General features: G+C 62.9%; 19 protein-coding genes and 1 pseudogene. 14 read left to right on the forward strand and 6 right to left on the reverse strand.

All coding sequences use genetic code 11. The features are described from left to right. Window positions 1-237 precede the first annotated feature (237 nt). The 5 genes from MF606_RS01500 to MF606_RS01520 all read left to right on the forward strand — a co-directional run bounded on the left by MF606_RS01500 (window position 238) and on the right by MF606_RS01520 (window position 4,126). Entirely contained in the window at window positions 238-954 is a 717-nt protein-coding gene (locus tag MF606_RS01500) for a response regulator transcription factor (protein ID WP_240231731.1), read from the forward strand. A gap of 15 nt (window positions 955-969) precedes the next feature. Continuing rightward, a complete protein-coding gene (locus MF606_RS01505; RefSeq protein ID WP_420842271.1) occupies window positions 970-2,769 on the forward strand; it encodes a stimulus-sensing domain-containing protein in 1,800 nt (599 codons plus the stop codon). Window positions 2,770-2,778: 9 nt separating this feature from the next. Further along, complete coding sequence (locus MF606_RS01510; RefSeq protein WP_240231733.1) at window positions 2,779-3,237, forward strand: HPr kinase/phosphorylase; 459 nt, start codon at window positions 2,779-2,781, stop codon at window positions 3,235-3,237. Window positions 3,238-3,412: 175 nt separating this feature from the next. Further along, window positions 3,413-3,814 carry a PTS sugar transporter subunit IIA gene (locus MF606_RS01515; protein ID WP_240231734.1) on the forward strand — a complete coding sequence of 134 codons (402 nt, stop codon included), beginning with the start codon at window positions 3,413-3,415 and terminating at the stop codon, window positions 3,812-3,814. After that, window positions 3,815-4,126 (forward strand): HPr family phosphocarrier protein, encoded by a 312-nt coding sequence (locus MF606_RS01520; protein ID WP_240231738.1) that lies wholly within the window; start codon window positions 3,815-3,817, stop codon window positions 4,124-4,126. 26 nt (window positions 4,127-4,152) lie between these two features. On the opposite strand, the gene bchE is transcribed toward MF606_RS01520, so the two are convergent. Beyond that, complete coding sequence (bchE, locus tag MF606_RS01525) at window positions 4,153-5,664, reverse strand: magnesium-protoporphyrin IX monomethyl ester anaerobic oxidative cyclase (protein ID WP_240231740.1); 1,512 nt, start codon at window positions 5,662-5,664, stop codon at window positions 4,153-4,155. Window positions 5,665-5,739: 75 nt separating this feature from the next. Here bchE and MF606_RS01530 point away from each other — a divergent pair, with 75 nt between their 5' ends. The 5 genes from MF606_RS01530 to tsaE all read left to right on the forward strand — a co-directional run bounded on the left by MF606_RS01530 (window position 5,740) and on the right by tsaE (window position 11,436). Then, entirely contained in the window at window positions 5,740-6,126 is a 387-nt protein-coding gene (locus tag MF606_RS01530) for a hypothetical protein (RefSeq protein WP_240231742.1), read from the forward strand. Window positions 6,127-6,231: 105 nt separating this feature from the next. Further along, window positions 6,232-6,735: a DUF2937 family protein gene (locus MF606_RS01535; protein WP_240231744.1), complete on the forward strand. Its 504-nt coding sequence runs from the start codon at window positions 6,232-6,234 to the stop codon at window positions 6,733-6,735. 95 nt (window positions 6,736-6,830) lie between these two features. Beyond that, on the forward strand, window positions 6,831-8,231 hold the full coding sequence (gene ahcY / locus MF606_RS01540; RefSeq protein ID WP_240231745.1) for an adenosylhomocysteinase: 1,401 nt from the start codon (window positions 6,831-6,833) through the stop codon (window positions 8,229-8,231). Window positions 8,232-8,556: 325 nt separating this feature from the next. After that, on the forward strand, window positions 8,557-11,016 hold the full coding sequence (locus MF606_RS01545; protein ID WP_240231747.1) for a sensor histidine kinase: 2,460 nt from the start codon (window positions 8,557-8,559) through the stop codon (window positions 11,014-11,016). Next, window positions 11,017-11,436, forward strand: a complete 420-nt coding sequence (gene tsaE / locus MF606_RS01550; protein WP_240231752.1) for a tRNA (adenosine(37)-N6)-threonylcarbamoyltransferase complex ATPase subunit type 1 TsaE — start codon at window positions 11,017-11,019, stop codon at window positions 11,434-11,436. Here the strand turns inward: tsaE and MF606_RS01555 are convergent. The 3 genes from MF606_RS01555 to MF606_RS01565 all read right to left on the reverse strand — a co-directional run bounded on the left by MF606_RS01555 (window position 11,433) and on the right by MF606_RS01565 (window position 13,336). Then, window positions 11,433-11,912, reverse strand: coding sequence for a DUF1810 domain-containing protein (locus MF606_RS01555; RefSeq protein WP_240231755.1), 480 nt, complete (start codon window positions 11,910-11,912; stop codon window positions 11,433-11,435). The genes tsaE and MF606_RS01555 overlap by 4 nt on opposite strands. Window positions 11,913-12,003: 91 nt before the next feature. After that, on the reverse strand, window positions 12,004-12,516 hold the full coding sequence (locus MF606_RS01560; protein ID WP_240231756.1) for an AAA family ATPase: 513 nt from the start codon (window positions 12,514-12,516) through the stop codon (window positions 12,004-12,006). A 346-nt stretch (window positions 12,517-12,862) separates the two neighbouring features. Next, window positions 12,863-13,336: a methyltransferase family protein gene (locus tag MF606_RS01565; protein ID WP_240231758.1), complete on the reverse strand. Its 474-nt coding sequence runs from the start codon at window positions 13,334-13,336 to the stop codon at window positions 12,863-12,865. Between the two features lie 223 nt (window positions 13,337-13,559). Here MF606_RS01565 and MF606_RS01570 point away from each other — a divergent pair, with 223 nt between their 5' ends. Further along, a complete protein-coding gene (locus tag MF606_RS01570; RefSeq protein ID WP_240231760.1) occupies window positions 13,560-15,677 on the forward strand; it encodes an ATP-binding protein in 2,118 nt (705 codons plus the stop codon). A 38-nt stretch (window positions 15,678-15,715) separates the two neighbouring features. Here MF606_RS01570 and MF606_RS01575 read toward each other — a convergent pair whose 3' ends face one another. Then, a complete protein-coding gene (locus MF606_RS01575; protein ID WP_240231762.1) occupies window positions 15,716-16,504 on the reverse strand; it encodes an aminoglycoside phosphotransferase family protein in 789 nt (262 codons plus the stop codon). Window positions 16,505-16,640: 136 nt separating this feature from the next. Between MF606_RS01575 and MF606_RS01580 the strand changes: the two are divergent. Next, window positions 16,641-16,925 (forward strand): annotated as a pseudogene (locus tag MF606_RS01580) (GIY-YIG nuclease family protein); the annotation flags it as partial. A 65-nt stretch (window positions 16,926-16,990) separates the two neighbouring features. Here MF606_RS01580 and polA read toward each other — a convergent pair. Beyond that, entirely contained in the window at window positions 16,991-19,906 is a 2,916-nt protein-coding gene (gene polA, locus MF606_RS01585) for a DNA polymerase I (RefSeq protein WP_240231764.1), read from the reverse strand. 151 nt (window positions 19,907-20,057) lie between these two features. Between polA and MF606_RS01590 the strand changes: the two genes are divergently transcribed. Together MF606_RS01590 and MF606_RS01595 are read left to right on the forward strand one after the other, a co-directional pair. Further along, window positions 20,058-21,590 carry an ATPase domain-containing protein gene (locus MF606_RS01590; protein ID WP_240231766.1) on the forward strand — a complete coding sequence of 511 codons (1,533 nt, stop codon included), beginning with the start codon at window positions 20,058-20,060 and terminating at the stop codon, window positions 21,588-21,590. Next, on the forward strand, window positions 21,587-23,944 hold the full coding sequence (locus MF606_RS01595; protein WP_240231767.1) for a hybrid sensor histidine kinase/response regulator: 2,358 nt from the start codon (window positions 21,587-21,589) through the stop codon (window positions 23,942-23,944). Before MF606_RS01590 ends, MF606_RS01595 begins: the two co-directional genes overlap by 4 nt. Window positions 23,945-23,961 lie beyond the last annotated feature (17 nt).

The raw sequence follows: 23,961 nt of genomic DNA on the forward strand, positions 1-23,961 counted from the left end.
ACTCCATCGCTTGCGGCACGGTGCCGCCTGCTATGGAGTTGAAAATACGGGCCGAAGTCGTCCTGCAACCATCCCGAAATCTGTCGTAAGACTGAAGTTGCATCGTGCCAAAGGGTCGCACCACCGGTTGTTCTGCCCTTGGCCGCGCCTTATTTAACGCGTAATTGTCGCCTGCAAGCATGCGCGACGGCCAATGTTGCCGCGTGTTTGTTCAGCGTCTGAAATGAAAGGCAGCCCATGCCCAAGATCGCCCTCGTCGATGACGACCGCAATATTCTGACATCCGTGTCGCTGACACTGGAGGCCGAAGGCTATCAGGTCGCCACCTATACCGATGGCGCTTCTGGTCTCGAAGGTCTCACCACCGACAAGCCGGACCTGGCCATTCTCGATATCAAGATGCCGCGTATGGACGGCATGGAACTGCTGCGCCGTCTGCGCCAGAAATCCGATGTGCCGGTGATCTTCCTCACCTCCAAGGACGAGGAGATCGATGAGCTGTTCGGCCTCAAGATGGGCGCCGACGACTTCATCACCAAGCCGTTCAGCCAGCGCCTGCTGGTCGAGCGCGTCAAGGCCATCCTGCGCCGTTCCGCCCCGCGCGATCCCTCAGCGCCCGCCGGCTCGCCGGGCGAGCCCGGCACCGGCAAGGCGCTGATCGAGCGCGGTTCGCTGGTGATGGACGAAGAGCGCCATACCTGCACCTGGAAGGGCCAGCGCGTAACGCTGACCGTCACCGAATTCCTGATCCTGCAGGCACTGGCGCTGCGTCCGGGCGTGGTCAAGTCGCGCAATGCGCTGATGGATGCCGCCTATGACGACCAGGTCTATGTCGACGACCGCACTATCGACAGCCACATCAAGCGCCTGCGCAAGAAGTTCAAGGCGACCGACGACGACTTCGAGATGATCGAGACGCTTTACGGCGTCGGCTATCGCTTCAAGGAGCAATAAGCACAACAAGTGGCCATTCTCGATCCGGATCTGGAGCACAAACCCGACGTCGCGTCCGAATGGCGCGCGCCGGCGCCGGATGAGAGTGTCGAACCAGCCCCGACGCGCAATCGCTGGCGTCTGGTCGTGACGCCCTTCGCCAAGATCGCGAGTGCCATCAGCCGCTTTCTTGACTTCACGATTTTCTCGAGCCTTACCCGTCGCATCATCGTGCTCAACCTGGCGGGTCTGCTGGTGCTGGTGGTTGGCATTCTCTACCTCAACCAGTGGCGCGCCGGCCTGATCGACGCCCGCGTGCAATCGCTGCGGGTGCAGGGCGAAATCATCGCGGCGGCCATTGCCGCGTCGGCGACGGCCGATAGCGACGTCATCTCGGTCAATCCGGATCGCCTGCTTGAGTTGCAGGGCGATGGCAGCGTGTCCTCGCTCTCCTATTTCGATCCGACGCTGGAGTTTCCGATCAATCCGGAACGCGTGGCGCCGCTGCTACGCAACCTCATCACCCCCACCCGCACCCGCGCTCGCATCTACGATCAGGGTGGGCTGATGATCCTCGACAGCGACAATATCTACGCGCGCGGCGAGGTGATGCGGCAGATCATCGAGACCAAGCAGGGCGACGATTTCTTCCTGTGGGACTGGTGGAATGCGGTGCTGAGCTGGGTGCCGGGCGACAATTTCCCGAAGTACCAGGAATATGGCGTCGACGAAGGCAGCCGCTATCCCGAGGTTGCCTCGGCGCTGCAGGGCGCGCCGGCCGACTTCGTGCGCGTCGATGCGCAGAACCAGCTCGTCGTTTCGGTCGCTGTACCGGTGCAGCGCGTGCGCGCCGTGGTCGGCGCCATCCTGCTGTCGACCGCGCCGGGCGATATCGACTCCGTGGTGGCGCAGGAGCGCTGGGGCATCCTGCGCATCGCCATGATCGCAGCGGGCGTCCAGATTGTGCTGTCGCTGGCGCTGGCCGGCACCATTGCCGGCCCGATGCGGCGCCTGTCGGCCGCCGCCGAGCGGGTGCAGACGGCCGGCAATGCCCGCGCCGAAATCCCCGATTTTTCTGACCGGCCCGATGAAATCGGGCATCTGAGCGGCGCGCTGCGGCGCATGACCGACGGGCTCTATAACCGCATCGAGGCCATCGAGCGCTTCGCTGCCGACGTGGCCCACGAGCTCAAGAACCCGCTGACCTCGCTGCGATCGGCCGTCGAAACCCTGCCGCTGGCCAAGCGCCAGGAGGATAAGGACCGGCTCAACGCCATCATCCAGCACGATGTCAAACGCCTGGACCGGCTCATTACCGACATTTCCAGCGCCAGCCGGCTCGATGCCGAACTGGCGCGCGAAAGCGCCGAGCGCGTCGACGTGGAAAAGCTGGCCGCAGCCATGGTCGCCATCCAGACCGATATTGCGGCCGGCCGCGACGTCAAGGTCGAGCTGGTCAAGCGCAGCGGCAAGAGCACCCCAATCGTCAACGGCCATGAAAGCCGGCTGGCCCAGGTCTTTGCCAATCTCATCGACAATGCCGTGTCGTTCTCGCCCGAAGGCGGGGTGGTGACGGTGGCGCTTTCCACCGACCCCGAGCACATCACGGTGACCGTGACCGATGAGGGCCGCGGCATTACCGGCGACTTCGGCAAGATTTTCCACCGCTTTTACACCGACCGCCCGGAGACCGAGAGTTTCGGCGATCATTCGGGGCTGGGCCTGTCGATTTCCAAGCAGATCGTGGACGCACACAAGGGTACGATCCGCGCCCACAACCGCGAGGATCGCAGCGGCGCTGTGTTCACGATTGTGTTGCCGCGCGCCCGCAAATAGATTGGCTGCATGAGCAAGCCAAAAAACGTGCACGGCACGGGTCTGTTACTGGGGACCACAGGTGTGTTGTTGCGCGGCCCTTCCGGCGCCGGCAAATCGGTATTGGCGCTGACCCTGCTCGATCGCTGGGAAAGCCGCGGTGAAGCTGCGTTTCTGGTCTCCGATGACCGCGTCGATCTGGTGCTCACCGGCCGGCAGCTCGCCATGCAGGCGCCCGCCGCCCTGGCCGGGCTGATCGAGCTGCGCGGGCGCGGCATCGTCAAGCGCGCCCACAAGAATCTCGTCACCCTCGATCTGGTCGTGGACTTGGTCCCCGACCTGGTGCGCATGCTGGAGGAAGATCAATTGGTCACCGAGCTGGCCGGGACCAGTGTAGCCCGCGCGCCGGTGCCCTCCGCCGACGTCATCAGCGTAAGCCATCAGGTGCTGCTGGTTACCGAGGCGATCGCAGCGGTGGCCCGTCCGTGACAAAAAACCACTTGAATCACGCCCCTTCCGGGGCAAGACTGCCCGCCGCTCGGCCCTATCGGTCGGGTTCAGCTTTGCGCAACGTTCCCGATGGATACTGCGCAGGGGGGCAGGAATTACTGGAATGCCGTCAGCGCCGCGTCGCCGGCGCATCTCGGCAGGCTGGGGACGTTGCATGATTGGTCTGGTTCTGGTGACGCATGGCGCGCTTGCCAATGAGTTCAAGTCGGCGCTCGAACACGTGGTCGGACCGCAGGACCATTGCGAGACGATTGCCATCGGCCCTGATGACAACATGGAAAACCGCCGCAACGACATCCTGGCCGCGGTCGACCGCGCCGATGACGGCTCCGGCGTGATCATCCTCACCGACATGTTCGGCGGCACCCCGTCCAACCTGGCCATTTCGGTGATGCAGAACCGCGACGTGGAAGTCATCGCCGGGGTCAACCTGCCCATGCTGGTCAAGCTCGGCCGCGTCCGTGCCGACATGACCATCAAGGACGCGGTGAACCTGGCGCAGGAGGCGGGCCGCAAATACATCACTGTCGCCAATTCCATTCTCGGAGCCGGCTAATTGGAGGCCGCGGCGGGAGGCGACCGGGCGGTCGCACAGCAATTGACCATCGTCAACCGCAAGGGCCTGCACGCCCGCGCCTCGGCCCGCTTCGTGCGCACGGCGGAATGCTTCGACGCTACGGTCAGCGTCATCAAGGACGGTACCTCGGTCAACGGCAACTCGATCATGGGCCTGATGATGCTCGGCGCTGGACCGGGGAGCACGATCCTGGTGCAGGCGTCAGGCAAACAGGCCCGCGAGGCGCTGGAGGCCATCGTGGAGCTGGTCAATAACGGCTTTGACGAGGATGTAGAGGGGACGGCGGGGTAGGCTGCCGTTCCGACGCGCCGGCTAGATCAATTCCGCACCGGCCTCAGTGCGAGGCGCGATGCTTCTTCCTCGGCATCCTGCGGCTCTCCAAGAAAGTCTCCCACTGTTCTGCCGTCCTGACCGTAGCGGTCGCGAAAGAGGAAGCCGAAGATTTCGTGGAACCAGACGCGTCTGCCCATCCGATAGTACCAGCGTATGGCGTGACGGATTTTGGGATCGGGATTCCAGGCGAGCCGGAGCAATGAGCGCGGCCGCAATTGCGCCGCCGCTTCGATAAACTTGACCCACAAGAATAGTCGCCAGGGCGGAATACGCGACATGGCCAGAACCTGGTGCTTGTAATCCCAGCGCGTTTGATCGAACTGCACGACCTTCCGGTCATGGGCGAGCCGGAAATAGGGCGTCCAGCGATGCGGGGTCACGTAAAGCGCCTGGATTTGATCGGGGTCATATGAAATCAGCTGGCGCAGTCCGCGGAACAGATCCGCGTCCGTCTGATCGTCGAACCCGGAAACCCAGGTGGCCATGGACAGGATATTGTGCTGGCGCAAGAGCCGGACGGCTTCTCGGTCCGATGTCGTCGTGCCGCCCTTGCGGATGAGCGCCAGCGTAGCTTCATCGGTGTTCTCCATCCCCAGCAGGAAGCGCTCAAAGCCGGCTTTCTTGTAGAGGTGGAGGATGTCGGCATCGCGCACGATATCATCGGCGCGCGTCGAGCCGACCAGCGTCACCGAAATGTTTTCGGCAATCAGCGCCTCAAGAAACGCTGTCCAGGCTTTCCGTCCGGCGCTTGGGTTTTCGTCGGCAAAGTTGAACACTTCGACGCCGTGCTCCCGGTGCAACCACGCGATCTCGCGCGCCAGAAGGACCGGGTCGCGATGGCGCCAGCGCGTCCAGAAGCCGCGTTGGCCGCAATAGTTGCAAAGATGCGGACAGCCGCGTGAGAACTGCACGACCACTGCGCGCTTGTTGCCCCAATAGCTATATTTGGCAAAGTCGATAAGCTCCCAGCCGACCCTGTAGGCGTTGAGGTCGGCGATGACCCGTGCCGCCGGCGTGGCGAAGGGATGGCCGTTCAGGCGAAACGCAATACCGTCGACCTGTTCCAACGAGGTGGCTTCGGCCAAGGCGCGCACGAGCTGCCTGGCCGTTTCCTCGCCTTCACCTTTGACGATGGCATGAACGTAGGGCTCGTCACGCAGGATTTCGCGGTGGAAGTAGGTGGGGTGCACACCGCCGTAGACGATACGTGCCGAAGGGATTGCCGCGCTGACCGCTTTGGCCGTAGCCGCAATGATCGGATGGCCGGAAGATGACCCTGAATGACCAAAGAATACGAGGTCCGGCTTCGCGGCTGTGGCGGCGGCCACAATTTGCCGGAGGGTCATCGGCCCGAACTCGGCATCAACAAGCTCGACGTGGTGCCCGTCGTCGATCAGGGGGCCGCCAACACTGAGCAGGCCGAGTGGCGGCAACTGCTCTTTTGGAATGCGGCTGCCGATGGCAGGGTGCGGCACATTGATGAGAGCAATACGCATGAGCCGACCTTGAAGAAACCGTCCAGCCAATATCCTATGGGCGAGCCGTTAAAGTGTTAAGGGGCGGAGAAAATCATGGAAGAAGAGCGCAATCCGAACACGCAGTATGCTGTCGTTTCCAGACATCGCCTTCACTATGGGCGCCTGTTTTTCGAGGTGATCGCATTTGGCGTGATCGCTCTCTTGCTCGGCACGATCGTCGCGCTCGATCTGCCGATCGCCTGGCGCCCAATACTGGCGATTTGCGGCGGCGGCGCCTTACTGATGACTGCCTTTATTGCCTATCGCCTCAATCGGCAGGAAGAGGCCTATGCAGCCCTGCTGGTGCGCATCGAGCAGAATCAGGCCGGATGGCAAGCGAGCCCCGCCATAGGCGGAGTCAGTTCGCGCCACCTGATGCCGATCGGACTGGCCCTCGCTGCGATTGCAATCGCAATCCTGGGCCTATGGCTGGCGTTCTAGTAGCACTATGAGCGCGAGCGTGCGTTGGCGGTCCGCGCTCATCCGCCATGGTGAAACCAATTTTCGCGCCCTACATTGTTTCCGTGGAATCGGGAGACCAGTTGGATGCGACGCATCGTAGCCGGGATTGGTGGCCTGGGTCTGGCCTTCGCCCTCAGCCAGTTCCCTGAATATGCCCAGCAATACACCCAGCGGCTGGGTGGGGCGGTAGACGAGTTGCGGGTGATCACCGAGGATTTCGATCGGGCCGCCGTGGCGGGCGGGCTGGATCGGGTTACGGCGCTGCAGCGCTACAATGCCTCCAACGATGACTTCCTGGCCGGTCGCGGCACCTCGATGACGGCGACGTTCCAGCGCTACGAGCAATTAAGCACCACCCTGGCGCGGATCGAGGGCGCCGGACCGGCCGAACGGTTCCAGTCGCTGCCTGCCTATCTCGACACCGATATCGGCCAGCGCACGCTCGAGAACTATCGGCCGGCCATTCCGGTGACCATGGAAGGCATTCTTTATGCCGGTGGCGGCTTCATCCTGGGCTATCTGATCCTCTCGGCCCTGTGGCGCTTTCTCGCCATGCCGTTCAGGAAGCGCTACCCGGTCTATCGTTAGATAGATATAAACATTTCTTTATGTCCCGGTTGATCCGGAGCCTGGCCTTGCGTATAGCAGGTCAACGCCAATCCATTCCCGTTCCGGAGCCTCCGATGAGCACCAAGTCGACCGACTACGCGGTCAAGGACATTTCCCTCGCCGCCTTTGGCCGCAAGGAAATCCAAATGGCCGAGATCGAAATGCCAGGCCTGATGGCCATCCGCGAGGAATATGCCGCGGCCCAGCCGCTCAAGGGCGCGCGCATTGCCGGCTCGCTGCACATGACCATCCAGACCGCCGTGCTGGTCGAGACGCTGGTCGCGCTCGGCGCCGAAGTGCGCTGGGTCTCGTGCAACATCTTCTCGACCCAGGATCACGCTGCCGCGGCCATCGCCGATGCCGGCATTCCCGTTTTCGCGCACAAGGGTGAAAGCCTCGAAGAATACTGGGACTTCACCGACCGCATGATGGATTGGCCGGGCTCGACGCCCAATATGATCCTCGACGATGGCGGCGATGCCACCATGTACATCCTGACCGGCGCCAAGGCCGAGAAGGACATCTCCATTCTCGACAAGTCCGGCAACGAGGAAGAGGAAATCTTCTTCGCCACCATCAAGCGCCGCCTGGCCAAGTCGCCGAACTTCTTCTCGAACATCCGCGCCGCCATCCGCGGCGTTTCGGAAGAGACCACGACGGGCGTCATGCGCCTCTACCAGCTGCACGCCAAGGGCGAACTGCCGTTCCCGGCCATCAACGTCAATGACTCGGTGACCAAGTCCAAGTTCGACAACAAGTACGGCACCCGTGAATCGCTGGTCGACGCTATAAGGCGCGGCACTGACGTCATGCTGGCCGGCAAGGTTGCCGTGGTTTGCGGCTATGGCGACGTGGGCAAGGGCTCGGCTGAATCGCTGCGCGGCGCCGGCGCCCGCGTGCTGGTGACCGAAGTCGACCCGATCTGCGCCCTGCAGGCCGCCATGGAAGGCTTCGAGGTCGTGACGCTGGAAGACGCCGCTCCGCGCGCCGACATCGTCGTCACCGCCACCGGCAACAAGGATGTGCTGACGCTCGACGACATGCGCAACCTCAAGGATATGGCAATAGTCTGCAATATCGGCCACTTCGACAACGAGATTCAGGTTGCCGCCCTGCGCAACTTCAAGTGGACCAATGTGAAGCCGCAGGTCGATCTGGTCGAAAAGCCCGATGGCAAGCGCCTGATCCTGCTGTCGGAAGGGCGCCTCGTGAACCTTGGCAATGCCACCGGCCACCCGAGCTTTGTGATGTCGGCCTCGTTCTCCAACCAGACGCTGGCCCAGATCGAACTGTGGACCAATGGCGACAAGCTCGAGAAGAAGGTGCACGTTCTGCCTAAGCACCTCGACGAGAAGGTCGCCGAGCTGCACCTGGCCAAGCTGGGCGCCAAGCTCACCAAGCTGACCAAGGACCAGGCCGACTATATCGGCGTGACCCAGAATGGGCCGTTCAAGTCGAGCGAATACCGCTACTGATAGCGAAAATGCATGCAATGCCCGCGGCTTCGGCCGCGGGCATTTTTTGTTGCTTGGGCGAAGGGGGAGTTCCGGTCGTTTCTGCTTCGTTCTCCGTCAATCCCCGATATCTATTTTTTGCCCGCAAAGCACAGCCATTAAGACTCTTTTAGCCGATTCCGCTGGCCGGTATGGTCGAGGTGATTCGGTTGCTGGGGGACAAGCGACCGGTTCGGGAAGAGCCGGGTTCCTGATGGACTCCGCGTTGGGCTTTCCCGTTTGAGTGCAGGCGTACCGGTTCTTTGGGGAGCCGGCTGGCAGCGAAGCAAGAAGCAGAGGGCAGCGCATGGCGCCGGATCATTTCCGGAAGCATTGGGGATTCGCAGGTATTGCGGCAGCCCCCCTTACCCTGATGACGGCGGCGCCCGCGCTTGCTCAGGGTTTGGGCACGACCGGTCTTGCCGGCGCAGCGCCGTTGGCGATTGCGGTTGGCGCCGGCGGCTTTGCCCTTCTCGCCATGGCCGTCGTGCGCACCATGCTTGCCGACGGCAAGAAGGCGCGGCTGCGGGCCGCCGAACAGATCGGCGGACTTCGCGCCCTGGTCGACGAGTATGAAGCCCTGTTGTCCGGCACCCGCGAGGTTACGGTGTTGTGGACCGAAAACAGCGGTGGCGCCCCCAAATTGCTCGGCCAGACTTCGGCCATCTTGCCGGTCGGACGGCAGCCCGAAAGCGTTCTCAATTTTCAATCCTGGCTGATCAATGCCGATGCCGAACGGCTGGCGCGACTGCTCGAGGATTTGCGCGTGCATGGCCACGCCTTTGCCGTGAGCCTCAGCGCGCTGGATGGTCGGCTGATCCGGGCCAATGGCTGGGTATTGGGCGGTGGCGCCGCCCTGCGCCTGCGCCCGGCCTTCCTGCAACCCGGCGCCGAGGGCAAGATACCGGCCGCGGTGGCCGCCGGTGACCTCGCCAGCGTCCGCGCCATTCTCGCCACGCTCACCCAGCCGGCCTTCGCCCGCGATACCAGTGAACGGCTGGTTTACGCCAACCAGGCCTACCTGCAACTGGCCAAGGCACTCGGCAAAGCCGGCAGCGAACACGCGCCGCCCGAGCTGTTGGAGCCGGGTCAGCTCAAGCTCCATCTCGTTGCCTGCGCGGCGGGCGACAAGCCCGCCAAACTGTCCGTCGCCTGGCCCAAGCAGGGCGCGTTCGAGCTGGTCGAATTCCCGGTCGCCAGCGGGCGGGCCGGCTATCTGCGCCCAGCCGAAGACCATGCCGTCAAGCCCGCTGACGCCAGCATCGCCCATATCAGCGGCATCATCGATACGCTGGCGACGCCGATCGCCATCTTCAATGCCAAGCGCGAGCTGATCCAGTTCAACCAGGCCTATGCGCATCTGTGGAACCTAAGCCCCAATTTTCTGACGCTTGGCCTCGATGAGCGTGCCATTCTCGACAAGCTGCGCACCGAGGGCATGCTGCCGGCCCAGGTCAATTACCACTCCTGGCGCGACGAACACCTCAAGGCCTATAGCCGAACCGAGGCCCGCGAGAACGACCCCTGGCACCTGCCCGATGGCCGCACCATCAAGGTGATCTCGGCGCCGGCCGGCACCAGTGGCGGCGTGATCTATGTATTCGAGGACATCACCGAACGCCTCAAGCTCGAAAGCACCAACAAGGCTTTCTCCAACGTGCAGCGCGAGACTATCAACGCGCTATCCGAGGCGGTGGCGGTGTTCGGCACCAATGGCCGGCTGACCCTGTCCAATCCGCGGCTCTCGGCGCTGTGGAAGCTGCCGATGAACGAATTGGGGCAGAACCCCCATATCGACCAGATCGCCGAAGCCAGCGGCCGCGCTATCCCCGAAGACGGCGCCAGCATCTGGCGCGACCTCAAACGCGGCATCATCGACCTCAATCCGACCCGTTCCGACCAGACCGGGCGCCTCAACCGCTCCGACGGCCGCCTGCTCGACTACGCCATCACTCGCCTGCCCGACGGGCAGACCATGATGACCTTCCTCGACGTCACCGAAAGCGCCAGCTATTCCAAGGTGCTCAAGGAACGCAACGATGCCCTGGTGGCCGCCGATGTGCTCAAGGACGCCTTCGTCGAGAACGTGTCCTACGAACTGCGCTCGCCGCTGACCAACATTATCGGCTTTGCCGACCTGCTGGCCACCGAAGGCGGCGCGCTCAACGAGCGGCAGACTGCCTATATCGACTATATCCGCGCCTCGTCGGTGACGCTGGGCGTGCTGATCGACAACATCCTCGACCTCGCCTCGGTCGATGCCGGCATTGCCGAGCTGCGGCCCGAGCTGCAGGACGTGGCCAGTCTGGTCGACAAGGCGCGGGCCGGCCTGTCGGCAACCTTCCCCGAGATATCGGGCGAAAAGCCCATCAACCTCGTGGTCGATATCGACGACGATCTGCCGCCCTTCATCGCCGATGGTACGCGCATCGTGCAGGTGTTGTATAACTTGCTGAGCAACGCCGCCCGCTTCTCGCCGCCGGGTGGCGAAATCCGCCTCACCATTGGCCATCGCGCCGAGCGCATGCTGTTCATCATCGAGGACGAGGGCCCGGGCCTGACCGACGAGATGAAATCGGCCATCCTCACCCGGCTCGATGCGCCGGCCGGCGGCCGCCAGCGCGGCGCCGGGCTAGGCCTGGCCATCGTCAAGACCTTCGTCAACCTGCATGGCGGCACCATCAGCGCCGAAAAGCGCGAGCCGCGTGGCAGCAAGATCATCGTCAACCTGCCGCGCGACAGCGCCATGGCCGGCGTGGCGGAGTAGATGGCGCGCCTGCTGCTCGACGACGCTGCGACCACCGCCCTTGGGGTCGAACTGGCAGCGTCACTGCAGCCAGGCGATCTGGTGATCTTAAACGGGGATCTGGGAGCGGGGAAAACAGCCCTGGCACGCGCTATCATCCGCGCGCTGGCGGATGACCCGCAACTCGAAGTGCCGTCGCCCACTTTCGCGCTGGTGCAGCCCTATGAGACGCCGGCGGGGCCCGTGCTGCACGCCGATCTCTATCGGCTGGGCGATCCGCGCGAGGTTGATGAACTGGGGCTGCTGGACAATCCCCAGGCCATCGTGCTGGTCGAGTGGGCCGAGCGCGCCCCCGAAATCGTCGCCGCAGCGACGGTGACCGTCGCGCTGGACATCCCGCCCGGTGGCGCCGGCCGGCTGGTGACAATCAGCCGGCGCTAGAGCCGGATCAGCGTCGCCTCATCCTCCCGCCCGCCAAAGAACGCCTCGAGCGCCCGGGCGAACAGTGGTTCATCCGGATCGGCGCGGTGAAACAGTGTCATCGACGAATGAAACTTGCGATCGTCGGGCGTGCCGAAAAGCTGCATCAGGCTGCGCGGCGCCGCCGCATCGGGCGCATGCAGCAGCACGGCCTCGGTGCATTCATGCAGCCGGGCGCAAAGGATCGGATGGCCGAGATAGCCCCGGGCTTCGTCGAGATCGCCCAGTGCGAAGCGCTCGGCCATGGCGCTGTGGCCGAGCCCGGCAATCTGCGGAAAGATGAACCACATCCAGTGGCCGCGTTTCTGCCCGGCGCGCAATTCGTGCAGCGCATCGGGATAGACCTGGTTCTGGGCATCGAGAAAGCGGGCGACCAGCGCACCCTCGCGCGGGCGCAGGTGATGGGCCGGAATGGATGGCGTGGACAGGTGTGGCATGGAACGTTCCCCTCGAACGGCTTTAGCGCGTCTTGGGTAGCGATCGATTGTGGGCGCTTGTGGGCCAGAGCATGGCAATGCGCCGGTAGTCCTAGCCGGCCAGAACGGCGTCCACTACCGCCTCGGGGCTCATCGCCGAACTGTCGATCCACTGGCCGATGCGCGGCGTATCGCGCGCCAGCGCTCCAGCCAGCACATCCGGCGGAAAGCCCTCGCCATAGCCGGTCTTGGCCCGGTCGCGATCGCGCTGCGCCAGAACCTCTGCCGAGGGCGCCAGCACCACGATGCGCGGCTTGAGATCGGCCAGCCGCCCGGCGACGGCGGTGAGCGCGGAGCCGATCAGGATATCCTGGTAAACCACGGCAAAGCCGGCCGCGTGATACTGCCGCGCCGCCTCGCAGGCCAAGGCCTGCCGCAGCGCCAGTTGCGCCCGCGCCTCGGCATCGAGTTCGGGGCCCATTACGGCCGCACCATTGACGATCATCTTGCGAAACATGTCGCCGCGCAGATGCACCGATTTGGGGAACCGCTCGGCGAGCGCCTGGGCCACGGTGGATTTTCCGGCGGCCATGGCGCCGGTGATGATGAAAAGGGGCTGGGTCATGGGGGTCTCGATTCGCGTGAGGTATTATGCGCATGGCCTGTGCCATGTCATCCCGCCGGGCATGGGCAAGCGCCGCCTGTAATGCGGTTATCGTGGGTGGGCGAGCCCCGAGGCGGTTATCGCCTCTGGCATTTTTGTAATGAGACGACAATCGCCTCGGGGCGCCGGTTTTGGGACAGTACTCGGGGATCGCGGACAGGGAACGCTCGTCCCCGCCGGCCAGTACTCGAACCTGCGCGGCGGCGAAGCCGGCACGGCGCCCTCCACCACTGTTCGCCTGCAGGCCGCCCGTGTGGAGGGATGGGTGCAATATGCGCGAGGTTTTGCGGGCGGGGATAAGTTTGGCCTAGACCCAGCGCCGCGTCCGGGCGGCATAATCGTCCCAGGCGGGGCCAAAGGCCCCGGCCAGGGCCTTCTCCTCATGCGGCACCACCAAGCGGTCGAGCGCCAGCCAGTAAAGCGGCATGACCAGCAGCAGCCAATCAAGGCTCAGCATCAGCATCATGCCGCCGAAGAACAGCAAGATGCCGATATAGAACGGGTTGCGGCTGAACCGGAACGCACCTGACGTCACCAGCGCGGTGGGGCGCTTATAGGGTTTTGTGGTGGTGCCGGCGCGGGTCATGGCGCGTGCTACGGTGATTTCGAGCCCCAGCCCGACCAGGATCAGGACAAACCCGCACCACGACGACCCGCTGTGGATCGAGGCGGGTGGCAAGAGCCGCAGCGGCAGCAAGACCTCGCCCAGCAGCACCGCCCAGAACGCGACGATGGCGTAATGGTCGGGCTTGAGGCGGAATGGGGGTTTTCTGCGCGGCATGGGTGGAGCTTGGCATGGGTTTTGGTTGGGGCCAATGGTCCCAGTCGGCACGCTCGGTCCACAGCCAAACACCAACCATTGGTAGCAGTTCGACGACATTTTCGGCCATTAGTCAGCAAGTCCTCGGCCGAGCACCGGATGGGCGATAGGCTGCGTGGCTATTCTGTGGTTGGTATCGCCTTATGCCGTTGGTCTAGGTGCTCCGTGCGTATAGGGTGCAAAGATGACTAAGAATACTTCATTACGAGAACGAACTCTTATTCTCTTCCTCAACGCGTTGTCTGCCTACGCAATTTTTGGAGGCATCTCCGGACAGTGGATGATAACGGGCGGACTCGAGAGCATTTGGTTCATATCCGCGCTATCTTTGTGGTTCCTTACACTGCTATCCGCGCCGTGGTTTGTCCCCCCGCGCGACGCCATCGTAACGACTGTGGCAACACTCATTCTTCTGTTGACGATGGACCTGACGTCCGTCCCAGGGTTCAAGCAAGAGCTGCAGGCGATGAGCGTGGCTGCAATTGTCTTTTCGCTGCTGGTGATGTCCGCCGCACTAGTTGCGCTGTTTTCCGTTACAAAGGGCGAGACCAACGCGCTGGGGTCCGCCGCGTCGCGGCTGACAGCGGCTTTCGGACAGGGTGAGCTGCTGATAACTCCCCCTGTGGTCATCAGTATCCTGGCTGCGTACCAACCAAGGTACGATCTAGTCTGTTGGCTGCTAATAATCTGGACCGTTTATGTCATCGGCAAACCGTTCGAGCGGCTGCAAAGCATTTGGAAATCATTTGCGCTCGAAACCAAGTCTTCCCTCGGAACGGTCGTAGGAACGTTGGCCAGAATTGACGACCCGAATATTGTTCGAGTTCAACTCGCGTCGACTAATACGTGGCGCTCCAACCGTCTACATGCGGTCTCTATGGCGGATGGAAGCCAACGGTATGTCGTTGCACTGTTCTATCAGTCGAGAGGCAGCGAGATGTTGGGTACTGGTCTATGCGTGGGCACACCGCAAGAGCCGCTGCCAATCAATCCCAGGAGCGTGGTTTCAACTCACGATGAAGAAAAGACCGCAAAATTCATTGAGCAACATAGCGGCATGGCTGGCGCAACTCTAGTTGGTTTTGTGGTAGAGAATTCGTCCATCGGTACAATACGTTTTGAGGTTGCGACAGAAACCGCGTTGTCTCAGGGCGGCGTAATGTTCGTACAAATTGCAGGCCGCACGATATTTTACCAGATACTGGACGCTGAAACGTCTGAGGAAAATTTCGAGCAGAATCCTCGAGGCACCCACATCGTCGTTGCGAGCCAAATTGGCTCTTACACACCGGCCGGTGGTTTCGAGAAGTACAGTTGGCTCCCAGCCATGAACACGCCAGTCTTCACCGCTCCGCTTTTGGCCATACCTGCTGCGACGTTTGGCGATCGAGAGTTTCCTCTGGCCTCCGTGCCGAACACCGACATACTTGTCGCTGCCAAGATCGACGAGTTGGTTAATTACCATACTGCGATACTTGGCGTCACCGGTACTGGGAAGACAGAGCTGGCCCTGGACATCGTACGCGAAGCGCTAGCGAAAGATGTTAAAGTCTTCTGCGTAGATTTTACTGGTCAATACCGCGGCAGATTAGCTGATCTGAATCCGTCGTACCCCGGTCCGACCGTCGAGCAAACTGCTGCCATAGAAAACCTGATGCGGGCAGTGGACTACGGTGCCTTCAAGGCAGAGAAGGAGAAAAAGGCTCTAGACCAGGCCGTCGATGAGCTGCGCGAGACCACCACGGCGGAAATCGCAAACTTCCTAACGCACGAACAGAACGGTTTGGCTATTTTTGAGCTTGGCGAGATCACGAGCACAAGGGCCACGCTACGCATAACGGAACTGTATTTGTCTGCCATTATGGCGTGGGCAAAATTGAACAAGGGTCAGAAGCAGGTCCTGATTGTTTTAGAAGAGGCTCACACAATTATCCCAGAGACAGGAGGGGCCGGCTTCGACTTCGAGACACAATGGGTAGTAGGCAGAATCGGCCAGATTGCTCTTCAAGGACGAAAATTCCAAGTTGGTTTGCTGGTCATCTCGCAACGAACGGCGCTCGTTAGCAAAACCGTTCTCTCCCAGTGCAACACGTTCTTGACACATGCTTTAGTGGATCAAACCAGCCTCAATTTTCTCGACAGCGTCTATAGTAATCAACACTCCCGGCTCATCCCAAATCTCGGGCGGTTTGAATTCCTAGCGTATGGCCGAGGTGTGCGAGCCGCTAGACCAATCCTACTCCGCCGTGAGTTCGATCAGGCTAAGCTGGATGCAAGCTTGGGCGTTGGGCCAGTTAGCTAGGCAACTCGTCCGTTCTGTCTTCTCCGTGAGAAGATGCGCTAAACCAACGCCGCCTCCAACACTCCCCTATGCCGCCCCATCCACGCAGCACTCCGTGCTCGCCACGCCATCGCCCATAGAGCTTCGACCGGCCCGGTGCTGTCCGGCGTAAGCCCCACTTCCACCGCTTCGTTGGCCGCGTCGGCTATGGCCAGTTCGATCATTGTTGGAACGAGGCGCGCGCGCCCCTCCGCCGCGAGGCCGTAGCCGTCGACGATGGCGCGGAGTTTTCGGGCGCGGGCGGCGAGGGGCGGCAGGCCGAGGCGGAGTTGCAGGTCATCGTCGAAGAGATGGGCGTTGAGCCAGCAGAGCTGGGCCAACTCGACCAACGGGTCGACCGGGCCGGCCTGTTCCCAATCGATGAAGCCGACGGGCTGGTGATTGTGGGCGATGATGTTCCAGTCGCCCAGGTCGCCATGGCCGATAATGCGCGGTCCGCTGCCGAGATCGCGGCCGAACCAGTCGCGCCAGACGGCGCCATCAGGTGGCACGAAGCTGGCGCTGGCGCGGTGGAAATCGGCGAGCATTTTGCCGAGGTTGAACATCGCCTCATCGGGCCAGGGGCCGGGATGGAGTGAGACGCCGTGGACGAAGCTCAGCGTTTCGCGGCCTTCGGTGTCAAAGCCGGTGCCGATGACGCGTGGCGCGCCGGTGAAGCCTTCGGCTTCGAGATGACGGAGCAGGGCGTGGATGGAACTGGCCCAGGGGCCGGTTTGGCGGTGGACGACATCGCCGATGCGGGAAACGGCATTGCGGCCGCCGCCGGTGAGGGGGATTTCTTCGGTCATGCCGGAGTTCAGCAAGTGTAGAGCCCTCGGGTCAAGCCCGAGGGTGACGCGCGGTGGGTGGGGGCACCATTTTAGCTCACCACAGATCGTCACCCTCGGGCTTGACCCGAGGGCTCTGTACTTTCGATGATGGGGCATGGGCGGATTTGTCTACATCCTTGCGGACATGCGACGGGGGCGCACTTATGTGGGCGTGACCAATGACCTTGTTCGCCGGGTGTATGAGCATCGTGAAGGTCTCGCCGATGGCTACACCAAGACCAACAACATCAAGCGGCTGGTGTATTTCGACGCGAGCGAAGACATCGTCACCGCTATCCAACGCGAGAAAACGCTGAAGCGGTGGTATCGGCAGTGGAAGGAGGCCCTGATTGAGGAGCGCAATCCTGAATGGGCTGATTTATGGGACGAGATCGTCAAGTGGAGGGCCCTCGGGTCAATCCCGAGGGTGACGATCTGTGGTGTGGGGGCGGGGCGGTGGTCCCGCTAGTGCGCCTCGTCCCAATTATGCGCGGCATGGGCATCGACCTGGATCGGCACGCTGAGCCGAACGGCGGGCTCCGCGGCGCCTTCCATGACGCGCTTGATGGCGGGCATGGCGTCGTTCTCGGTGCCCTCGGGCACTTCGAAGATCAGTTCGTCATGCACTTGCAGCAGCATGTCGGCCTCGATGCCGGCCTTCTTCAGTTCCGGCTCCATGCGGATCATGGCGCGGCGGATGATGTCGGCGGCGGAGCCTTGAATTGGCGCGTTGATCGAGGCGCGCTCGACAAAGCTGCGTTCGGCGGCGTGGCTGGAATTGGCATTGGGGAAGTTGATCTTGCGGCCGAAAATGGTGGTGACATAGCCATCGACCTTCACCCGGCGGCGCTGCTCGTCCATATAGTCCTTGATGCCGGGGAAGCGCTCGAAATAGGTCTTGATATAGTCGCCGGCCACGCCGCGTTCGATGCCGAGCTGGTTGGCGAGGCCGAAGGCGGAAATGCCGTAGATGATGCCGAAATTGATCGCCTTGGCGCGGCGGCGCACATCGGATGGCATGCCCTCGACGGGCACACCGAACATTTCCGACGCGGTCATGGCGTGAATGTCGAGGCCTTCCTCGAACGCATCCTTGAGCGCCTGGATATCGGCGATATGGGCGAGGACGCGCAGCTCGATCTGGCTGTAGTCGGCCGAGATCAGGATCTTGCCCGGGGCAGCAACGAAGGCGGTGCGGATCTTGCGGCCGTCTTCGGTACGGACCGGGATGTTCTGCAGGTTGGGATCGTTGGAGCTGAGACGCCCTGTCAGCACCGAGTGCTGGCTATAGGTGGTGTGCACGCGGCCGGTGCGGGCGTTCATGTATTCGGGCAGGGCATTGGTATAGGTGCCGATGAGCTTGGTGAGCTGGCGCCAGTCGACGATGGTGCGGGCCAGCGGCACGCCTTTGAGGGCGAGGTCTTCGAGCACATCGGCGCCGGTGGACCAGGCGCCGGTCTTGGTCTTGGTGCCGCCTTCGAGGCCCATGCGATCGAACAGGATTTCCCCGAGCTGCTTGGGCGAGCCGAGGTTGAAATTGGAGCCGGCCAACTCGTAGGCCTCGGCTTCGAGGGCGGCGGCGCGCTGGGCGAAATCGCCCGAGAGGCGGGCGAGGATTTGCCGGTCGACGGAAATGCCGCGGCCTTCCATGCGGGCGAGAACTGGCGCCAGGGGGCGCTCGATGGTTTCGTAGAGCACGGTCATGCCCTCGGCGGCGAGGCGGGGCTTGAGGATGCGCCACAGGCGCAAGGTCATGTCGCTGTCTTCGGCCGCATAGCGCGCGGCGGCGTCGATGGGCACCTGGGCGAAGGTCTTCTGGCCCTTGCCCGTGCCGATCAGGTCCTTGATCGACTGGCCGGGCACGCCCAGCCAGTGATCGGCCAGTTCACTCATGGTGTTGAACTGCGGGCCATCGAGCGAATAGCTCAGCAGCAGGGTGTCGTCGTAGCTGTTGACCGTGATGTCGTAGCGAGCGAGCAGGCCCAGGTCGTATTTGGCATTGTGGAAGATCTTGAGGATCGACTTGTCGGCAAACAGCGGCCGCAGCATGTCGAGCGCCAGACGGATATCCATCTGCCCTTCGACCTTACCGCCGCCAAAAATGTCGCCTTCGCCCTCGGTGTGCCCGAGCGGCAGGTAGGCGCCATTGCCGGGCTGGGTGGCGAAGGAGAGGCCGACGAGATCGGCGGTCTGATTGTCGAGCCCGGTGCTCTCTGCATCGGTGGCGACAAGGCCTTCGCGATAGGCGGCGTCGATCCAGCGCTGCAGATGCTCGGCGTCGCGGATGATTTCGTAGCGCTCGGGCGTCCACGGGATGGCCTTGGTGGCCTCATGCATGGCGGCGGCATGCAGCACCACCGGTGAACCGGCACGGCCCTCGGCCTCCTGGCGCGCGGCACGGGCTTCGGCGCGGGCTTCGTTGTTGAAGCCGACGGGGGCGACGGGCGCCACGGCCAGTTCCGGATCGGGTGCCCAGGCATCCGGGTCGGCGCCGATCAGGTTGGCGAGGCGCTTGGTGATGGTGGCGAACTCCATCGCCTTGAGGAAGGGGAAGAGCTTGCCCGGCTCGATCGGCTGGCGGGCCAGTGCCCCGAGGTCGAGCTCGACCGGCACGTCCTGCGCGAGGGTTACGAGGCGCTTGGAAATGCGCGCCAGGTCGGCATTGGCGATGAGCTTTTCGCGCCGGGCATTTTGCTTGATCTCGCCGGCATGCTCGAGCAGGTTTTCGATATTGCCGTACTGGTTGATCAGCTCGGCCGCCGTCTTGACGCCGATGCCGGGGACGCCCGGCACGTTGTCGACGCTGTCGCCGCACAAAGCCTGCACGTCGATGACCTTGTCGGGCGTAACGCCGAACTTGTTGAACACCTCGTCGACGCCGATCCAGCGCAGCGGCGGTTGCCCGGGGCGGGGGATGGTATCGAGCAGGCGGATCGAGCCATCCGGCTGCACCATCTGCATAAGGTCCTTGTCGGAGGAGACAATGGTCGCCTTGCCACCGGCCTTGCGGGCCATGGCGGCATAAGTGGCGATGATGTCGTCGGCCTCCCAGCCCTCCATTTCGATGGAGGGGATATTGTAGGCGCGGGTGGCGGCGCGGGTGAGCGGAAATTGCGGCACCAGTTCGGGCGGCGCCGGCGGACGCTGCGCCTTGTACTCGGCGAAGAAATCGTCGCGGAAGGTCTTGCCCTTGGCGTCGAAGATGACGGCCATGTGGGTCGGCTCATCCTCGCCCTTGAGATCCTCCATCAGCTTCCACAGCATGTTGCAGAAGCCCTGGACACAGCCCACGGGCAGGCCATCCGACTTGCGATTGAGCGGGGGCAGGGCATGGAAGGCGCGGAAAATATAGCCCGAGCCGTCGACGAGCAGCAGATGCATGAAACCGATTCCATTGGATGCGAGGCGTGACTTTAGGGGAGTTTTGCCGCAGCAAAAAGGCCTGTGCGAAGGGGAACCAGCATCGTCAATCACGCGTTGGCGAGAATTGGGGCGGAAAGGCCCCACTTTGAGAGAATCGGTAGAAAGCGTCATGTCCGACATAGCTGAAGACAATAAAGCCAGGCTCGGCGTTGCCGGCCTAGACAATATCCTCGTGGGTGGATTGGCTCGCGGACACCTCTACCTGCTCGAGGGCAGCCCCGGTACCGGCAAGACGACGATCGCCCTGCAATTCCTGCTCGAAGGCCACGCCTGCGGCGAAAAGGGGCTCTATGTCACCCTGTCGGAAACCGAGGAAGAACTGCGGCTGACCGCCAATTCGCATGATTGGGAAATCGACGCCAAGTTCAACATTTTCGAACTGGCGCCGCCCGAAAGCCTGCTCGACAGCGAGCAGCAGCAATCGCTGCTCTACTCGTCTGATCTTGAGCTGGGCGAGGCGACCAAGGCGATGTTCGAGGCGGTAGAGCGGATAAAGCCCGACCGGATCGTGCTCGACAGCTTGTCCGAAATCCGGCTTCTGGCCCAGAGCTCGCTCCGCTATCGGCGGCAGATCTTATTGCTCAAGCACTATTTCGCCCGCAATGGCGCAACTGTGCTCATGCTCGACGACCTCACCAGCGACGCCAATGACAAGACGGTTCATTCGGTCGCGCATGGCGTGATGCGCCTCGAGGAGCTAGCGCCGACCTATGGCGCGGAACGTCGCCGCCTGCGGGTGATCAAGTATCGCGGCCAAGCCTATCGCGGCGGCTATCACGATTTTACCATCAAGCGCGGCGGCGTCGACGTGTTTCCACGGCTGGTGGCCAGCGAGCATCGCACCAAGTTCGATCGCTCGGCGCTCACGAGCAACATAGTCGAGCTCGATGCCCTGCTCGGAGGCGGTTTGGAGCGCGGCTCCAGTGCGTTGGTGCTCGGGCCGGCGGGCTCCGGCAAGTCGCTGTTGACGCTGCACTTTGCGCGGGCGGCGGTGGAGCGCGGCGAGAAGGCCGCCCTGTTCATTTTCGATGAGGAACTGGGCCTGCTTTTCACCCGCGCCAAGGCCATGGGCATCGACCTGGAGGCGCTGCAGGATGGCGGCAACCTGCTGATCGAGCAATTGGATGCGGCCGAACTGTCGCCCGGCGAATTCGCCCATCGTGTGCGGCGAAAGGTCGACGCGGCGCAGGTCAAGACCGTCGTTATCGACAGCCTCAACGGCTACCAGGCGGCCATGCCGGAAGAGCAGGCGCTGTTGCTGCACATGCATGAACTGCTGCAATATCTTAACCGCCAGGGCGCCACGACCTTCGTGACAGTCGCTCAGCATGGGCTGGTCGGGGATATGAAGTCGCCCGTGGATATCACTTACCTGGCGGACACAGTGGTCCTGCTCCGCTATTTCGAGGCGGCCGGCCGGGTGCGCCGCGCCATCTCGGTGATCAAGAAGCGTTCGGGCAGCCACGAGGACACCATTCGCGAATATCGCATCGGACGCACCGGCATTTCCATCGGTAAGCCGCTGGAAGATTTCCAGGGTGTATTGCGCGGCGTTCCCACCTATACAGGCTCGAGCAGTCCTCTGCTGGAGTCCGAAGCGGATGCGCGCTTCGGCCCTGTCGTTGGAGACGATCGGGTGTGATCAATTCGGAACGCGCTCTGATCCTCGCGCCGAAGGGGCGGGACGGCCTGGTTGCCGCCTCGTTGCTGGCTGGCGTCGGGCGGCAGGCCGACGTGGTCGACACAATCGGTCAGCTGATCGATGGGCTTGAAGCGGGTGCCGGCCTCGCCATCATCACCGGCGAGGCGCTGCAATATGCCGACCTGACCGGCCTGCGGAGCTGGATCGAGCAGCAGCCTCCCTGGTCGGACTTTCCGTTCGTGATCCTCAGCCAGCGCGGCGGCGGTGCTGATCAGAGCCAGCTGATCCTGCAATTGCAGGCTGTGCTCGGTAACGTCATCGTTCTGGAACGGCCATTCCACCCCTCGGCGTTGCTGAATGCCGTGGAAAACGCCCTGCGCGGCAGGCGGCGCCAATATGAGGCGCGGCGCAATCTCGAGCATATGCGCGAGGGCGAGCAACGGCTGCAGACGGCGCTGCTAGCTGGACGCATGGGCTCGTGGGAACTCGACCTTGTCGAGTTGACGCTTGATGGTTCGGACCAGCTCAAGGCCTGTTTTGGGCGGCGTCCGGATGAGACGCTGCTCTTCGCCGATATGATCGAAGCCGTTGTACTATCCGACCAGCGGCGGGTGCAGCGCGCCTTTGACGACGCCATGAAAGGCGCCGACCTGGTGCTTGAATATCGGGTGCACTGGCCCGATGGCTCCGAGCATTGGGTCGATGCGCGCGCCCGCGTGCTGGTCGATCGCTTGGGCCGGCCGAAGACACTGGTGGGCGTGATCTCCGATATCACCGCCCGCAAGGCGGTCGAGGCCGAACGTGAAAAGCTGCTCGAAGCGGTGGCTGCCGAACGGCAACGCACCCAGCAGGCTTTGCGCGGCGAACGCGCGCTGTCCGGCCTGTTGCTGACCAGCGTGCCGGCCGGCATCGTGGCTTACGACAGCGAACTCCGGGTGACCATCTGGAACCCTGTCATGGAGCGCATTTTCGGCCTGCCGGCCCCGGCCGTGATCGGTCGATCGCTGGCACGCATCATCGGCGATGGCCAGGCGGAGGTCATCGAACACCGCCTGCGCGATGCGCTAGCCGGGATTTCGGGGCCCATCGAGGAGATCGAACTGACTACGCTGGCCAGTGGCCAAGTGGTGCTGGAAAGCCAGCACGCCCCGCTGCGTGGCGGCGACGGCGAGATCGTCGGTGGCGCAGCATTCTTCCGAGAAATGACGGAGCGTCGCCGCGCCGAGGAACAATTGCGGCAGGCCCAGAAGATGGAAACCATCGGCCAGCTAACCGGCGGGGTGGCGCATGACTTCAATAACCTGCTCGCCGCCATCCAGGGCAATCTTGAGCTGCTGCGCAAGCGCCTGCCCGACGATCCGCAGATCCGCCGCTTCATCGATGGCGCGCTGCAGGGCGCTCAACGGGGCGCGTCGTTGACGTCGCGCCTACTGGCCTTTGCGCGGCGGCAGGACCTTAAGCCCGAGCCTACAGACCTCAGCCAACTGCTGGAAGGCATGCGGGGATTGATGGAGCGCTCGATCGGGCCGCTGATCGCCGTCGAATATGACCTCGCCCCCGACCTGCCTCCCGCCAGGGTCGACGCCAACCAGCTCGAACTGGCCATTCTCAACCTCGCCGTCAACGCGCGCGACGCCATGCCCGATGGTGGGCGGCTGTCCTTCTCGCTCGGTCAATACGAGGCGCCGCCAGGCGTCCTGTCGCCAGGCCGATACCTGCGCCTATCCGTTGCCGATACGGGCACAGGAATGGATGCGGAGACGCTCAAGAGCGCAATTGAGCCATTTTTCTCGACTAAGGAACTTGGCAAGGGGACAGGCCTTGGGCTGTCCATGGTGCACGGGCTTGCGGTTCAGCTGGGCGGCGCACTGCAGCTCAACAGTCAATTGGGTGAGGGAACGCGCGCCGACTTATGGCTGCCGATCTCGTCCGCACCCGTCAGGGAAGTTCAGGAAATGGAACCCGAACAAGCCATTACTCCCGCCGCCTCGGTGATCCTGGTCGTGGACGACGATGCGCTCATCAATATGAGCACTGTCGACATGGTGCAGGATCTGGGCCACACCGCGCTCGAGGCCTATTCCGGTAAGGAGGCGCTAGAAATTCTCGGCAGTGGGCGCCAGATCGACGCCTTGATCACTGACTATGCCATGCCTGGCATGACCGGCGTGGAACTGGCCAACCGCGCGCGCGAATTGCATCCGGACCTGCCGATCCTGCTGGCTACCGGCTATGCCGACTTGCCCAGTGGCACCACCACCGACCTGCCGCGCCTCGCCAAGCCCTATCAGCAATCGGACCTGGCGGCGCAGGTTTCGCGGTTGCTGGCTGGACGCACCGCCGCATCGTCCTAGGTCTCCCGTCGCCTTCA

The sequence above is a fragment of the Devosia lacusdianchii genome (genome assembly GCF_022429625.1).
Lineage (GTDB): Bacteria > Pseudomonadota > Alphaproteobacteria > Rhizobiales > Devosiaceae > Devosia > Devosia lacusdianchii.

Coding starts and splice junctions, on each gene's coding strand:
- MF606_RS01500 (WP_240231731.1), top strand. CDS start 238: ATGCCCAAGATCGCCCTCGTCGATGACGACCGCAATATTCTGACATCC.
- MF606_RS01510 (WP_240231733.1), top strand. CDS start 2,779: ATGAGCAAGCCAAAAAACGTGCACGGCACGGGTCTGTTACTGGGGACC.
- MF606_RS01515 (WP_240231734.1), top strand. CDS start 3,413: ATGATTGGTCTGGTTCTGGTGACGCATGGCGCGCTTGCCAATGAGTTC.
- bchE (WP_240231740.1), bottom strand. CDS start 5,664: ATGCGTATTGCTCTCATCAATGTGCCGCACCCTGCCATCGGCAGCCGC.
- MF606_RS01530 (WP_240231742.1), top strand. CDS start 5,740: ATGGAAGAAGAGCGCAATCCGAACACGCAGTATGCTGTCGTTTCCAGA.
- MF606_RS01535 (WP_240231744.1), top strand. CDS start 6,232: ATGCGACGCATCGTAGCCGGGATTGGTGGCCTGGGTCTGGCCTTCGCC.
- ahcY (WP_240231745.1), top strand. CDS start 6,831: ATGAGCACCAAGTCGACCGACTACGCGGTCAAGGACATTTCCCTCGCC.
- MF606_RS01545 (WP_240231747.1), top strand. CDS start 8,557: ATGGCGCCGGATCATTTCCGGAAGCATTGGGGATTCGCAGGTATTGCG.
- tsaE (WP_240231752.1), top strand. CDS start 11,017: ATGGCGCGCCTGCTGCTCGACGACGCTGCGACCACCGCCCTTGGGGTC.
- MF606_RS01555 (WP_240231755.1), bottom strand. CDS start 11,912: ATGCCACACCTGTCCACGCCATCCATTCCGGCCCATCACCTGCGCCCG.
- MF606_RS01560 (WP_240231756.1), bottom strand. CDS start 12,516: ATGACCCAGCCCCTTTTCATCATCACCGGCGCCATGGCCGCCGGAAAA.
- MF606_RS01565 (WP_240231758.1), bottom strand. CDS start 13,336: ATGCCGCGCAGAAAACCCCCATTCCGCCTCAAGCCCGACCATTACGCC.
- MF606_RS01570 (WP_240231760.1), top strand. CDS start 13,560: ATGACTAAGAATACTTCATTACGAGAACGAACTCTTATTCTCTTCCTC.
- MF606_RS01575 (WP_240231762.1), bottom strand. CDS start 16,504: ATGACCGAAGAAATCCCCCTCACCGGCGGCGGCCGCAATGCCGTTTCC.
- polA (WP_240231764.1), bottom strand. CDS start 19,906: ATGCATCTGCTGCTCGTCGACGGCTCGGGCTATATTTTCCGCGCCTTC.
- MF606_RS01590 (WP_240231766.1), top strand. CDS start 20,058: ATGTCCGACATAGCTGAAGACAATAAAGCCAGGCTCGGCGTTGCCGGC.